Origin of the sequence: Curtobacterium poinsettiae, from assembly GCF_025677645.1 — a bacterium.
GTDB lineage: Bacteria > Actinomycetota > Actinomycetes > Actinomycetales > Microbacteriaceae > Curtobacterium > Curtobacterium poinsettiae_A.
Genome location: NZ_CP106879.1, coordinates 3,157,270 through 3,170,701, shown reverse-complemented (window position 1 = coordinate 3,170,701; position 13,432 = coordinate 3,157,270). Strand labels below are relative to the sequence as shown.

The 13,432-nt window shown below is 73.1% G+C and carries 17 protein-coding genes and 1 riboswitch; of the genes, 12 read left to right on the top strand and 5 right to left on the bottom strand.

Translation table 11 applies throughout. From position 1 onward, the window contains the following. Positions 1–24: 24 nt before the first annotated feature. The gene (locus tag OE229_RS15120; RefSeq protein ID WP_209133857.1) at positions 25–645 is read left to right on the top strand and encodes a DNA-3-methyladenine glycosylase I; all 621 of its coding nucleotides are present in this window, start codon (positions 25–27) and stop codon (positions 643–645) included. A gap of 92 nt (positions 646–737) precedes the next feature. Further along, entirely contained in the window at positions 738–1,418 is a 681-nt protein-coding gene (locus OE229_RS15115) for a DJ-1/PfpI family protein (protein ID WP_182067126.1), read from the top strand. 199 nt (positions 1,419–1,617) lie between these two features. Here the strand turns inward: OE229_RS15115 and OE229_RS15110 are convergent, their stop codons facing one another. Both OE229_RS15110 and OE229_RS15105 read right to left on the bottom strand, forming a co-directional pair. Continuing rightward, positions 1,618–2,088 (bottom strand): GNAT family N-acetyltransferase, encoded by a 471-nt coding sequence (locus OE229_RS15110; protein WP_262138699.1) that lies wholly within the window; start codon positions 2,086–2,088, stop codon positions 1,618–1,620. Beyond that, positions 2,085–2,891 (bottom strand): LysR family transcriptional regulator substrate-binding protein, encoded by an 807-nt coding sequence (locus OE229_RS15105; RefSeq protein ID WP_220456645.1) that lies wholly within the window; start codon positions 2,889–2,891, stop codon positions 2,085–2,087. The genes OE229_RS15110 and OE229_RS15105 overlap by 4 nt, the downstream gene beginning before the upstream one ends. 33 nt (positions 2,892–2,924) lie before the next feature. On the opposite strand from OE229_RS15105, the gene OE229_RS15100 reads away from it, so the two are divergent. After that, on the top strand, positions 2,925–3,320 hold the full coding sequence (locus OE229_RS15100) for a DUF5997 family protein (RefSeq protein ID WP_262138698.1): 396 nt from the start codon (positions 2,925–2,927) through the stop codon (positions 3,318–3,320). Positions 3,321–3,373: 53 nt separating this feature from the next. Then, a complete protein-coding gene (locus OE229_RS15095; RefSeq protein ID WP_017888550.1) occupies positions 3,374–3,880 on the top strand; it encodes a hypothetical protein in 507 nt (168 codons plus the stop codon). Positions 3,881–3,891: 11 nt separating this feature from the next. Here OE229_RS15095 and OE229_RS15090 read toward each other — a convergent pair whose 3' ends face one another. Together OE229_RS15090 and OE229_RS15085 are read right to left on the bottom strand one after the other, a co-directional pair. Then, a complete protein-coding gene (locus tag OE229_RS15090; RefSeq protein ID WP_262138697.1) occupies positions 3,892–4,332 on the bottom strand; it encodes a phage holin family protein in 441 nt (146 codons plus the stop codon). Positions 4,333–4,506: 174 nt separating this feature from the next. Continuing rightward, complete coding sequence (locus tag OE229_RS15085) at positions 4,507–5,982, bottom strand: MFS transporter (RefSeq protein WP_262138696.1); 1,476 nt, start codon at positions 5,980–5,982, stop codon at positions 4,507–4,509. Positions 5,983–6,101: 119 nt separating this feature from the next. Between OE229_RS15085 and OE229_RS15080 the strand changes: the two genes are divergently transcribed. Further along, positions 6,102–6,668 (top strand): TetR/AcrR family transcriptional regulator, encoded by a 567-nt coding sequence (locus OE229_RS15080; protein ID WP_262138695.1) that lies wholly within the window; start codon positions 6,102–6,104, stop codon positions 6,666–6,668. A 9-nt stretch (positions 6,669–6,677) separates the two neighbouring features. After that, positions 6,678–7,205 (top strand): Lrp/AsnC family transcriptional regulator, encoded by a 528-nt coding sequence (locus OE229_RS15075; protein ID WP_209133844.1) that lies wholly within the window; start codon positions 6,678–6,680, stop codon positions 7,203–7,205. A gap of 13 nt (positions 7,206–7,218) precedes the next feature. On the opposite strand, the gene OE229_RS15070 is transcribed toward OE229_RS15075, so the two are convergent. Then, a complete protein-coding gene (locus OE229_RS15070) occupies positions 7,219–7,650 on the bottom strand; it encodes a GNAT family N-acetyltransferase (RefSeq protein WP_182067112.1) in 432 nt (143 codons plus the stop codon). 111 nt (positions 7,651–7,761) lie between these two features. Here OE229_RS15070 and OE229_RS15065 point away from each other — a divergent pair, with 111 nt between their 5' ends. From OE229_RS15065 to ribH, 6 genes are all read left to right on the top strand, one after another. Then, on the top strand, positions 7,762–8,247 hold the full coding sequence (locus OE229_RS15065; RefSeq protein WP_263344669.1) for a hypothetical protein: 486 nt from the start codon (positions 7,762–7,764) through the stop codon (positions 8,245–8,247). Next, positions 8,244–9,056, top strand: coding sequence for a hypothetical protein (locus OE229_RS15060; RefSeq protein ID WP_263344668.1), 813 nt, complete (start codon positions 8,244–8,246; stop codon positions 9,054–9,056). The genes OE229_RS15065 and OE229_RS15060 overlap by 4 nt, the downstream gene beginning before the upstream one ends. Positions 9,057–9,143: 87 nt before the next feature. Continuing rightward, positions 9,144–11,006, top strand: coding sequence for a cell wall anchor protein (locus tag OE229_RS15055; RefSeq protein ID WP_262138693.1), 1,863 nt, complete (start codon positions 9,144–9,146; stop codon positions 11,004–11,006). A gap of 301 nt (positions 11,007–11,307) precedes the next feature. Continuing rightward, positions 11,308–11,442, top strand: a riboswitch (FMN riboswitch). Positions 11,443–11,535: 93 nt separating this feature from the next. Then, the gene (locus tag OE229_RS15050) at positions 11,536–12,189 is read left to right on the top strand and encodes a riboflavin synthase (protein WP_262138692.1); all 654 of its coding nucleotides are present in this window, start codon (positions 11,536–11,538) and stop codon (positions 12,187–12,189) included. Then, entirely contained in the window at positions 12,189–12,878 is a 690-nt protein-coding gene (gene ribB, locus OE229_RS15045; protein WP_182065641.1) for a 3,4-dihydroxy-2-butanone-4-phosphate synthase, read from the top strand. Before OE229_RS15050 ends, ribB begins: the two co-directional genes overlap by 1 nt. Then, a complete protein-coding gene (gene ribH, locus OE229_RS15040) occupies positions 12,875–13,354 on the top strand; it encodes a 6,7-dimethyl-8-ribityllumazine synthase (protein WP_262138691.1) in 480 nt (159 codons plus the stop codon). The genes ribB and ribH overlap by 4 nt, the downstream gene beginning before the upstream one ends. The last annotated feature ends 78 nt before the right edge of the window (positions 13,355–13,432 follow it).

The following is a 13,432-nucleotide window of genomic DNA, read 5'->3' as shown; positions in this document are numbered from 1 at the left end:
GGCGGCGCCCGCCAGGATGGTCGCATGAGCACCGAGCCCGTCGACGCCCCGCCCGTGCCCGACCTCGTCACCGGCGACGACGGCCTCGCCCGGCCGGTCTGGGCGTCGTCGGACGCGCTCCTGCGCGAGTACTACGACACGGAGTGGGGCATGCCCGTCCGCGACGAACGCGGGGTGTTCGAGCGGCTCTCGCTCGAGGCGTTCCAGTCGGGTCTGTCGTGGCGCACGATCCTCGCGAAACGACCGGCGTTCCGTGCAGCCTTCGCGGACTTCGACGCCGAGACCGTCGCGGCCTTCGGCGAGGACGACGTCGCACGGCTGATGGCCGACGCCGGGATCGTCCGGAACCGCGCGAAGATCCTCGCGACGATCACCAACGCGAACGCCACGATCGCCCTGCGGCAGGACGGCGGGCTCGCCGACTTCGTGTGGTCGTTCCAGCCGGCGACCACGCCCGAGCCACGGTCGTCCGCCGAGGTGCCGACCAAGTCGGACGAGTCCCTCGCCCTGTCGAAGGCGCTGCGGAAGCGCGGGTTCGCCTTCGTCGGACCGACCACGATGTACGCCCTGATGGAAGCGCTCGGCATCGTCGACACCCACCTGGTCGGCAGCCACCGGCGCGGGACCTCCGGCGTCTGGAGCTGACGGGCGGGCCCAGCCCATCCCGGCCCAGCCCAGCCCAGGAACACGAGCAGGCAAGCCCACGAGTACGACAACGCCGGGACTATGGTCACGACATGGCCGACGACATCCGGATCGCGTTCCTGCTGTTCCCGCACCTGACCCAGCTCGACCTGACCGGTCCGGCGCAGGTCCTCAGCCGGGTGCCGGGTGCACACGTCGAGTACGTCGCGGCGACACTCGACCCGGTGCCGAGCGACTGCGGCCTCGCGCTCGTCCCCACCGTGACGATCGAGGATGCGGGCCCCGCGGACGTCCTCGTGGTGCCCGGTGGTGACGGTGCCTTCGACGCGATGCTCGACCCGGGCGTCGTGGCCTTCGTGCGGCGCCAGGCCGAGCACGCGACGTGGGTCACCTCGGTGTGCACGGGCGCCTTCGTGCTCGGCGCCGCCGGGCTGCTCGCCGGCCGGCGCGCGACCACCCACTGGGCGTCGAAGCCGATGCTCGAGGCCTTCGGCGCGCAGCCGACGGACGGCCGGATCGCCCGGGACGGCGCCGTCGTGACCGCCGCCGGGGTGAGCGCGGGCATCGACATGGCGCTGTGGCTCGCGGCCGAGCTCGCCGGACAGCCCGCGGCCGAGGCGATCCAGCTGCAGATCGAGTACGACCCCCGGCCACCGTTCGACAACGGGTCCGCCGAGCGCGCCGACGCCGTCGTCGTCACCCGGGCTCGCGCAGCAGCCGAGGAAGCCCGCGGCGCGAAGGTGACCCGCGCCGCCGCAGCCGTCCTGCGCTGACGCGGACCTGCGGACGGTCACGAATCCCCGCCGGTCTCCGCCGAGTGGTCACGAAACGTCGTTCCGGGCGCGGCCAGTCGACACTTCGTGACCGCTCGGGGCCATGCACGCGGGGTGTTGTGACCGGGCGGTGGCCCGCGCCGCCGCAGCACGCACCCGCGCCGCCGCAGTCGTCCCGCGCCGCCGCAGCCGTCCTGCGTCAGACCAGCGGTTTGCGCATCTGCGCCGACGTCACCTGGTACCCGAGCGCCGCGTAGAGCTCCTGCGCCCCGGTGTTGTAGCCGAACACGTTCAGCCCGATGCTCGTCGCACCGTGCTCCGCAGCGGCGCGGTGCCCGAGCTCGAGCGCCCGACGTGCGTGCCCGCGGCGCCGGTGCGCCTCGTCGATCTCGACGTTGAACACCCACCAATCGGTGCCGCCCGGTGTGAACGGTCCGATCCACAGGTACCCGATGACGGTGTCGTCCTGGTCGGTGACGTCCCACACGAGGTGCCCGTCAGCGGGAGACCCGCCCGGGAACCACCGGTCCCGCGACTGCTGCTCGTTCGCCTCGGCCTGCTCGCGGGTCTCGCCCGACTGCATCCGCGACTCGACGTACTCGGCCATCGTGCGCTGGAGCCAGGCCGGGAGGCGCGTGGCCGGCATCAGGACCAGCCGCGTGTCCGTCATCGGTTGCCCTTGGAGCCCCGGCTCGGCTTGCCGCGCATCTTGCCGCGTCCGGGTGTCGGGCCCTTGCCGGTGTTCGACTTCTTGCCGCTGCCGGACTTGCCGCTGCCGGGCGACTTGGCCTTGGCCTTGCCGCCTGCCCCGGCGGAGCCGCCCCTGGAACCCGACCCACCCGACCCGGCCGAGGCACCCTTGGCACCCGACCCGGCCTTGGCGCCGCCACGAGCCGGACGCGAGCCGTCGTCGCCGTCGCGATCCGGGCCTCCCGGCTGGCGCGAACTGTTGGCGGTCCGCCCGCGCACCACGCCGATGAACTCCTCGGTGGTCTCGGTCGCGTCCTCGTCCCGCCAGACCAGCGCGATGCGCGTGCCCTCGGCGTGCATGAGTGGACGCCCCACCAGGTCCTTGCGGCTGGCGGCGCGGAACAGTGACTGGGGGAGCACGACGACGCCGACGTTCGCCTCGACCAGGTCGAGCGATCCGTCGATGTCGGCCGGTACCGGGCCGGCGTCGATCACGTGGACTTCGGCGTCGTCGAGGTCGACCTCGGCGAGTTCGGCGAGGGGGGAGTCCTTGGGCATCGCGACGACGGCCGTCTCGGTCCAGAGCGGGATGGCGTTGTGCTGCTCGGACACGGGCATGCGAGCGAACACCATGTCGGCCTCGCCGGCCAGCGCGTCGTCGACGTCGTCGGCGCCGATCGGCCGGAGCCGGAGCTCGACGGAGGGGAAGCGTTCCCGCCAGACACGGGCCCACTTTGCGGGGGAGACCCCCGGCACGAAGGCGATGGTGAGAGCCGCGGTCATGCAGACGAGCATAGGGGCCGTACCCTTGTCCTCATGGCGCAGGAACAGACCATGAAGCCCGAAACGGCTGCGAAGAAGCTCGGCATCTTGCTGACGGCTGCTCCGGAGTCCTTCCAGAGCGCTCCCCTCACGCGGACCGCCTTCGACGAGCTCCGGACCGAACCCCCGACCTGGCTCGAGGACCTCCGACGCGACGGCCCGCACCCGCGGCCCGTCGTGGCGCAGAAGCTCGGCATCTCCATCTCCATCTCCGGCCTGAGCCGTGCCGGGATCGACGACACCCTGACGACGGCGGACATCAAGACACTGCTCGAGCAGAAGCCCGAGTGGCTCGTCCGCGAGCGTGCGACGCAGGCAGCCGTGCACGCCGAGAACGCCCGCGTGAAGCAGGAGCGCGCCGCCAAGGCCGCTGCCCGCGCCGCGGACTGACACCACCCCGCACCACTCCGCCGCACCACTCCGCCGCACCGAGGACGCCCCACGTGCACGAGACCGTCGCCGACGCCATGCTCGTCGTGCCGCAGTTCGCGTCGGTGTGCTGCATCGTCGGTGACCGCTACCGCCCGCGTCCGGGCGTGATCGTGCCGGCGGGCGTGATGCTCGTCGCGATGCTCATGCCCGTCGTCGACGCCGGAGCGGTGTGGACCCTGTTCGCCGCGACCCTCCTGCTCCTGCTCGCGCCGTTGCCCGTGATGCGTCGCCGCCGCGCCGACGGTCGCCGTGCGGAGCCGATGGACGTCCACCGTGCGCTCTCCGCCGTCGTGATGGCCGGGATGCTGCTGATGGGCCATGCCTCGGGCGTCGCCGGAGACCACGCCGGGCACGGCATCGCACTGTCCGCGGTGCTCGGCGCCGGCGTCATCGGCTACTGCGCCTTCAGCGGCTGGCTGCTGCGGTACGAGTGGGGTCGTGAGGACCGGCGGGCCGTCCGCAGCGGCGAGGTCTTCGCGATGACGGTCGCCGTGGTCGGCATGACCCTGGCGATGTAGCGCCGCGGAGCTCAGTCGGCCCGGGTCGTCGCGTCGCCCGTGTGCGTGACGCGGTCCTTCGCAGCGCGGATGGTGTCCTTCGGCACCGGCGGCACACCCCGTCGGATGCCACGGAGCCCGACCACGAACAGGATCGCGGTGACGACGGCGAACACGACGAAGGTGATCCCGATCGCGGCCCAGACCGGCAGCGCCAGGGCGAGGAGCGCCACCACGAGGCCGGCCAGCAGCACGAGGGTGGTCAGCGCGAAGGCCACTGCGGCGCCCGTGAGCACCAGCCCGGTCTTCGCTCCGTTCGCCCGCTCGCTGATCTCGCGCCGAGCCGAGGCGACCTCCTCACGCACGGCGCGCAGCACCGGCTCGAGGGCCTTCTGCACGAGTCCGGCGGTCACCGTGTCGCGGAACGACGGTCGTCCGGGAGCGGTGGTGTCGTCGTGGTCGGTGCTGCTCATGGGGTCTCCTGTCCGGGCGCGGCGGTCCGCGTCCCCTGACGGGACGCGACCGGTCCGATGATCGTCACGCTGACCGGCGTGCGTCCGGTGCGTTCCCAGGTTGCGCAACGGACTGGAGGCCCGCCCCGCGTCGACGACGCAGGACGGGCCTCCCGGGTGATCGGGCCGAGTGCCCTACTCGGCGATCTCCTCGAGGTCGTCGATCCCGCGGGCGGCGGCCGCTGCGCGGCGGGCACGCAGCGACGGCGCGGCGAGGGCGGCGAGCACGGCCGCGACCGCCACACCCGTGCACGCCCAGAACCCGATCGTGAAGGCGTCGTCTGTCGGCAGCCCCTGCGGCGTGCTGTGCGAGGTGATCAGCGCTGCGATGACGGCGGTGCCGACGCTCGAGCCGATGGTCCGGACGACCGTGTTGGCGCTGATGGCCTCACCGGTCTGGTTCGCGGGGACGCTCTCGATGATCGCGTTCGAGCAGGCGGCGAGGGCCATGCCGATGCCGATGCCGGTCAGGACGCCGGAGGCCACCACCTGCCACAGCTCGGCGTGTGCGATCGCCGGCAGCACGAACGCGGCGACGATGGCGAACCCGCCGATGAGCATCGGCGGCTTCGGGCCGACCTTGCGCACCAGGATGCCCGCGATGGGCCCGGCGACGACCATCATCACGACGGTCGGCAGCAGGAAGAGACCGGCCTGGGTGACGTCCTTGCCGAAGCCGTAGCCGAGCGCCGTCGGGAGCTGCAGGAGGGTCGGCACGAGGACGAAGGTGCCGAACATCGCGAACCCGAAGACGAGGGCGACGACGTGGGCGGTCCAGACACCGCGGACCGCGAAGAGCCGGACGTCGATGAGCGGCTCGGCGACCCGGAGTTCGACCAGGACGAACACGACCAGTGCCACGGCGCCGAGGACCAGCAGGCCGATGGTCTTGCCGTTGCCCCACCCCCAGGTCTCGCCCTCGCTGACGGCGAGCAGGATCGAGACGAGCGACACCGCGAGGACGAACGTGCCGGCCGTGTCGAGACGGCCGGGCTTCCGCACCGGGGACTCCGGCATGCCGAAGACCGCGCCGAGCAGTGCGATGACGACGAGCACGGCGGGGAGCCAGAACAGCCAGTGCCACGACAGGTGCTCGACGATGGGTCCGGCGGCGACGATGCCGACACCGGCACCGATGCCGAAGATCGCGGACAGCAGGCCGATCGTGACGCTGACCTTCTCCTTCGGCAGCTCGTCACGCACGATGCCGATCGACAGCGGCATCACGGCTCCGGCGGCGCCCTGCAGTGCCCGTCCGACGATCAGCACTCCGAGGTTCGGGGCGAGGGCGGCGAGCACGGCGCCCACGAGCAGGATCGACAGCACGACGATCAGGACCTTGCGCTTGCCGATCATGTCGCCGAGGCGACCGAGGATCGGCGTGAGCACCGAGGCGGACAGCAGGTAGGCAGTGAGCACCCAGCTCGTCGCGCTGGTGGAGGCGCCGAGGTCCTGCCCGATGGTCGACAGTGCCGGGGCGACCAGCGACTGCAGCACCGCGAAGGACAGGCCGCCGAGGGACAGGTAGACGATGATCGCCGTGCTGTTCGGCCGGTGCCCGTCCGTGGTGGGGTGCGAGCCGGTCCGTGGGCTCTGCATGGTGTCGGTCATCGTGCTCCGTGTCGTCGTGGTCGTTGATGTAAACAGTTGCTGACATCACGAGCGTACGCGCTCGGAGGGGTATGTCAACGCTTGCTTACATCCCTGTGAGGACCGCTAGGCTGCGCTTCATGAGCAAGGACGCCGCGGCCACCCGACTCCTGCTCGTGCAGGCCGCCCGGCGTCGGTTCGCCTTCGACGGGTACCGCGCGACGACCGTGCGCGACATCGCCGGGGACGCCGGGGTGAACGTCGCCCTGATCAACCGGTACTTCGGCTCGAAGGAGGGGCTCTTCCGCGCCTGCCTCGACCGCGTCGTGCGCGACCTGGGGGCCGAGGAGACGAGTGAGCAGGGCCTCGAACGGGCGCTGACGGGCATCATCAGGCACATCGTGCGGGCCCCCACCGACGACGACTCCCTGCAGCTGATGCTCCTGCTGCGGTCCTCCGGCGACGACGGCGCCGACGCCATCCGCCGTGAGACGTTGCGCCGGTACGCCGAACGGCTCGCGGGCACGGTCGGCGGCGCGGGGTCCGAGGAACTGCTCGTCCGTGCCGAGATCGCGTTGGCGGTCGTGCTCGGGATGTCGATGCTCCGGCAGTCCACCGCGGTGGAACCGCTGGCATCCGCCGACGACGCCGTCGTGTCGGCCGCGCTCGAGGACGCGCTCCGAGCCCTGCTCGCACCGCCGCGGTAGCGTCGAGCCGTGTCCGACCGTCCCGCACGTCGCCCCGACCCCGCTCCGCGCCTCGACGAGGTCGACGAGCGCATCCTCTGGACCCTGTCGGCCGACGCCCGGATCCCGAACAACCGACTCGCGGCCGCCGTCGGCATCGCGCCGTCGACCTGCCTGGCACGGGTCCGTGCGCTCGAGGACGCCGGGGTGATCCGCGGCTACCGGGCCGACGTGGACGTCGCTCGGCTCGGGTTCTCGATCGAGGCGATGGTGTCCGTCAGGGTGCACGCCGCGGCCCGCCACGAACTGCGGGACTTCGCCAAGCGCCTGCTGCGGGTACCCGTCGTGCAGGACGTGTCGTTCCTGGCGGGGGACAAGGACTTCCTCGTGCACATCGCGTGCGAGTCGACCGAGCAGCTCCGGGACTTCGTCGCCGACGAACTCAGCGGTGACCCCTCGGTGGCGACGACGCAGACGAACATCGTGTTCGAACGCCTCGTCGCCGACCGGGCCACCCAGGGCCGCTCCTTCGACGAACTGCGGCGCTGGCGGGCCTGACGCGCGGAACGGGTCAGCGCTTCCGGGTCATCGGGATGTGCGGGATGCGGTCCTCCAGGTACTCGTCGCCCGAGCGCACGAAGCCGAACCGGCCGTACCACTGCTCCAGGTGCGACTGGGCACCGAGGGCGATGCTCCGCGAGCGCGACTCGGCGATCGCGGCCTCCATGAGCTGCGCGCCGAGCCCCTGGCCGCGGGCGTGCTTCGCGGTGGCGACCCGGCCGATGCGTTCGGTGCCGTCGGGCTCGCGGAGCAGGCGGAGCGTCGCGTCCACCGAACCGTTGCCGGCCCAGAACTGCACGGTGCCCGGCTCGAGGTCACGGCCGTCGATGTCGCCGTACGCGGCTTCCTGCTCGACGACGAAGACGTCCTGGCGGAGCCGCAGGATCTCGTGCAGCGTGACGATGTCCAGGTTGCGGGTCGGAGCGTTGAAGATCGAGACCACGGACGGCCCTTCCTGAGAATTTCTTCCGAAACGGGGTGTGTTCCGGACCGGATCGGCGTACATTGCCGGTCAACCACTCTACGTGCGCAGCCGAGATCAGGAGGTGAGCGCATGGACCACCCGTTGCGCGCACCCTGGCGCGCCGCACTCCGCATCGTCCTGCTGGGCGTCGGGACCCTCGCCGCCCTCGTGCTGCTGTCCCTGCTCCTCGGCGCGCGACCGGCCTCCGCGGCGACGACCTCGGCCGCACCGAGCGAGCAGCGCGGACTCGTCGGCAGCGTCGTCGACGGCGTCGGTGGCACCGTGCAGGGCGCGACCGATGAGGTCGGCAAGGTCCTCGGCGGCGTGACGGATCCGTCCGCAAGGCCGTCGCGCCGGCGCCCGCACCGGCACCTGCTGCGACCGCTCCGGCGCCCGCACCTGCTCCGGCGCCCGCAGCGGTCGCACCGGCACCGGCAGCCCCCGCTCCGGCTCCCGCAGCCCCCGCGCCGTCGAGCCCCGCTCCGGCCACGACCACACCGGCTGTCCAACCGACCACGTCCGCCCCGGCGGCCCACCCGGCCACGCGCCCGGTGCGACCGGTCGTCGACGAGGTGAGCAGCGCCTCCCGGCCGGTCACGGACACCGTCGCGAACGTCCTGCGCCCCGTCACCGGCACCGTGGAGCACGTCACCGACGCGCGCCCCGTGACCGCGGTCGTCGACACCGTCGACGACGTGGTCGGCAGCGTGCCGGTGGTCGGCACGGTCCTCGGTGACGACACGCTCGGCACCGTGACCGGCCCGGTCACGGGCCTGGTCGACGACACGCTCGGCTCGGTCGGCACGACCGTGGGCGCCGTCCCCGACGTGGTCGAGGGCGTCGTCCCGGCCGTCGGCGGCACCCTGCCAGGAGGCACGGACCCCGTCGTCGACGTCCCCACGCTCCCGGTGGGCGGCGGCTCGAACCCGTCCGCCGGGCCCGTCCCGTCGGTGCCGGTCGCGACCGCACCCGTCCGGCCCGGAGTCGCTCCCGGAGCCGCCGCGGCCGTCGTGCCCACACCCGTCCGCGCCGACGCCACGGACCACCGCGCAGCCCGTCTCCGCCCGTCGGAGCCGGTCGCCGCAGCTGCGACGACCGCCACGGTCGGCCGGGTCGTCACGGCCCTCGATGCACAGGGCGCGACCTTCGGCGGACACGCGTTGCTCGTCCCCGCCGACGCCGAGGGCCACGGGCTCCCGTTCGACGGGGCCGCCGCCGGCGTGCTCGGTGGCAGCGCCTCCTCGACCTCCGGAGGCGCAGCAGCCGTCGGCATCGTCGGCTCGGCCGACGACATCGTCTCCCTCGCCGCGGGGTCTCGCGGCACGCTCTCCGACGACGCGGTCCCCGCATCCGTCGTCGGCGAGCACGACGTCGCCCCTGACTGAGATCGGTGCGCCTGTCCGGCACGGCAGGCACGCACACATCCCGGCTGCGTCCGCGGTCGGTGACGATCTCGATCAGGGAGTACGACCATGAACAAGTACGTCTCCAGAGGGCTCTGGTTCGCCCTCTTCGTCGGCGGGCTCACGCTCGGCGGCACGGCTGCGGCGAACGCGGCCACGACATCCGGTGCCGACGGCACCGTCTCGGGCACCCAGGTGGCCCCCGCTGTGGACGCCCCGGTGTCCCTCGGCGGCAACGCGATCGCCGTGCTCGGCGACGCAGTGTCGACGGCGACCGGGTCCACGACCGCCGCTCCGGTGCCTGCTCCGGCCACGACCGCTCCTGCCCCCAGCACCTCGGGCCAGGACGGCACGCTCTCGGGCACCCAGGTGGTGCCGGACGTCACGGCACCGGTGACGGTCGGCGGCAACGCCGTGGCCGTCGCCGGTGACGCGGTCTCGGCCGCCGCACCCGCGGCGGCTCCGGCACCTGCTGCTCCGGCCCCGGCTCCGGCGCCTGCAGATCCGGCGCCTGCTGCTCCCGCTCCGAGCACCTCGGGCGAGGACGGCACGGGTTCCGGCACCCAGGTCACCCCGGCCGTGACCGTCCCCGTGACGGTGTCCGGCAACGGGATCGGCGTCCTCGGCGACGGTACCGCGACGCCGACCGCCCCGGCTGCGACGACCCCGGCACCAGCCGCCGAAGCCCCGTCGGCGCCCACGACCTCGGGCACCGACGGACTGCTCTCCGGCACCCAGGTGACCGGCCTGGTCGACGTCCCGGTGACGATCGGTGGCAACGGCATCGGCGTCCTCGGTGACGGGGCCGCGACGGGCACGGCGCCCGCTGCGGGCACGGGTACCGGGACCGCTCCGTCGGCCGGTGGTTCGACCTCGGGTTCGGACGGCACGGCCTCGGGCACGCAGGTGTCCCCGGTCGTCTCGATCCCGGTCACGGTGGCGGACAACGGCATCGGGCTGCTCGGAACGGGGGCCGCGACGGGCACGGCGCCCGCTGCGGGCACGGGTACCGGGACCGCTCCGGCGGCCGGTGGTTCGACCTCGGGTTCGGACGGCACGGCTTCGGGCACGCAGGTGTCCCCGGCCGTCGACGTCCCGGTGACGATCGGTGGCAACGGCATCGGCGTCCTCGGTGACGGCACGAGCACCGGCGGCACGACGACTCCGGCCACCGGTGCCACGACCCCGACGACCGGCGGTTCGACCTCCGGCGACGGCGGCCTGCTCTCCGGCACCCAGGTCACCCCGGTGATCAGCCTGCCGATCACCATCGGTGGCAACGGCATCGGCGTCCTCGGTGACGGTACGAGCACCGGCGGCACGACGACTCCGGCCACCGGTGCCACGACCCCGACGACCGGCGGTTCGACCTCCGGCGACGGCGGCCTGCTCTCCGGCACCCAGGTCACCCCGGTGATCAGCCTGCCGATCACCATCGGCGGCAACGGGATCGGCATCGTCGGTGACGGCACCGGAGCCACCCCCGGCACCGGCACGGACCCCGGGACCGACCCGGGCACGGACCCCGGTACCGATCCCGGTACGGACCCGGGTACCGACCCGGGCACGGACCCCGGTACGGACCCGGGTACCGACCCGGGCACGGACCCCGCCACCGACCCGGGCACCGTCCCCACCGACGGGACGGGCACCGGTACCGGCACCACGCCCGGCACGGCGACCATCCCGGTGGGCGCGGTCGGCGTGGTCGAGCCGACCCGGGCCTCCACGGCGGGTGTGGTGACCAGCACCACCGCTGCCACCAGCGGGGTCCGGACGAGCGCCGGCACCGTCGCGGCAACCGCCGCGACCGGTGACGGCCAGCCGGAGCTCGCCTACACGGGAGCCGGCTCGCCGGTCCTGCCGGCCGGGTTCGCGCTCCTGCTGCTCCTCGCCGGAGCGGGCACGCTCGTGCTCCGTCGCCGGCACTGACCGACAGGACGACGAGGGACGCCGCACCCGCGGCGCCCCTCGTCGTCACGCCGCCCGGCGGAGCATGCGTGTGCATGCCGCGACGGAACGCGGGTCGATCGACGCGTGCTTCGTCGGAAGATGCCCGAGCATCGGATGTGCGTGCATGGTTCGACAGGACACCAGTCGATCGACGAGTGCTCTGTCGGAACATGCCGGTGCACCTGATGCGCCCACGCGCGCCGAGGGTGCGACGCCCCGTGACGGCCGGTGGAGCAGAACGACGCGGCCGTCAGCGGCCTGGGGTATCGTTCCGACTACGCAAGCGCTCCGGGGTCGGTGGAATTCCGAGCCGGTGGTGACAGTCCACGAACTGATGACGGGTGCGAACCCGGCAGAGGTTGACCCGGTGGGATTCCGGGACCGACGGTGAAAGTCCGGATGGGAGGCGCGCTGGCGGACAGGACGACCCCGCGACCCGTGGGGTGCGACCCGTCCGTCGATGTCGACGATCGTCGAACGCCCCCGGAGTCCCGTTGAGAGGACACCAGTGTTCACCGGCATCATCGAGGAACTCGGCACCGTCACCGCCGTCGAGCAGCAGGGCGACTCCGTCGCGCTCACCGTCCACGGCCCCGTCGTCGTGCACGACGCCCGGCACGGCGACTCGATCGCGACGAGTGGTGTCTGCCTGACCGTCGTCGAGCAGACCCCCGAGACCTTCACGGCCTTCGTCATGAAGCAGACCCTCGACATGAGCGCACACGGCGCGCTCCGGGTGGGGGACCGCCTGAACCTCGAGCGCGCCGCCTCGGTGGGTGACCGCCTGGGCGGGCACATCGTGCAGGGCCACATCGACGGCACCGCCACGGTGCTCGAGACGGCGGACGGCGACGGCTGGCGGCGCGTGCGGTTCTCGCTCGCGCCGGCGCTCAGCCCGCTCGTGGTCGACAAGGGCTCGATCGCGCTCGACGGCGTCTCGCTCACGGTCAGCGCGGTCTCGCCCGAGGACACCGCGCCCGACGCCGCCTGGTTCGAGGTGAGCCTGATCCCCGAGACGCTCGAGGCGACGACGCTCGGGCTCCGCGTACCGGGCGACCGGGTGAACGTCGAGACCGACGTCCTGGCACGGCACGTCCGCCGCATGCTGCGGCTCGACGCCGCGGCGCAGTCGCTCGAGACCGTCGGATCGGAGGCCCGGTGATGGTGGCCGAGGCCGGTGCCGCCACGCAGGCACTCGGGTCGTCGAGCATCGAGGCCGCGATCGCGTCGATCGCCGCCGGTCGCCCGGTGATCGTCGTCGACGACGAGGACCGCGAGAACGAGGGCGACGTCATCCTGTCCGCCGAGCTCGCCTCGCCGGAGTGGATCGCCTGGACCGTGGCGCACTCGTCCGGGTTCATCTGCGCGCCGGTCAGCACCGAGATCGCCGACGCCCTCGACCTGCCGCCGATGGTGGCGCACAACGAGGACGTCCGCGGCACGGCCTACACGGTCACCGTCGACGCGGCCGTCGGCGTGACAACGGGCATCAGCGCCCACGACCGCGCCCGCACGCTGCGGGTCCTCGCCGACCCGAACTCGGTGCGCGACGACCTGCACCGACCCGGACACGTGGTGCCCCTGCGCGCACGACCGGGCGGGGTCCGTGAGCGCGCCGGGCACACCGAAGCAGCGATCGAGCTCGTCACCGCGGCCGGACTCCGGCCCGCTGCGGCGATCTGCGAGATCGTCGACGAGGACGGCAGCATGATGCGGCTGCCGGCGCTCGTCGCACTCGGGGCACGCGAGGGCGTGCCCGTCATCACCATCGCCGCGCTCGCCGAGTGGCTGGACGCGGCAGACCGGGCGGCGGCAGCGACCGCAGCGCCCACGGAAGGAACGACACGATGAGCGGAGCAGGCGCGGCGGACCGCGACCAGGTGGACGGCACCGGGATCCGGGTGGCCATCATCGCCGGACAGTGGCACGACACGATCGCCGCGGGCCTGCTGGCCGGGGCGAAGCGCGAGGTCGAGCGGCTCGGTGCGACGGCCGACGTCATCCCCGTGCCCGGCAGCTTCGAGCTGCCCGTGGTCGCGAAGACCGCGCTCGAGGCCGGTTTCGACGCGGCGGTCGCCCTCGGCGTCATCATCCGCGGCGGCACCCCGCACTTCGAGTACGTGTCGGGCGCGGCGACGAGCGGCCTGACGCAGGTCGCGATCGACACCGGCAAGCCCGTCGGGTTCGGTGTGCTCACGCTGGACGACGAGCAGCAGGGGCTCGACCGCGCCGGGCTGCCCGGCTCGAAGGAGGACAAGGGCGCCGAGGCCGCGCACGCGGCGATCAGCACCGCGGTGACGCTGCGGACCCTGCGGGTCCTGGTCTGATCGGCTCGTGACCTGACGCGCCACGCAGAACGGCCCCGCACCGGTGAGGTGCGGGGCCGTTCTGCGCTCGCTGGTCAG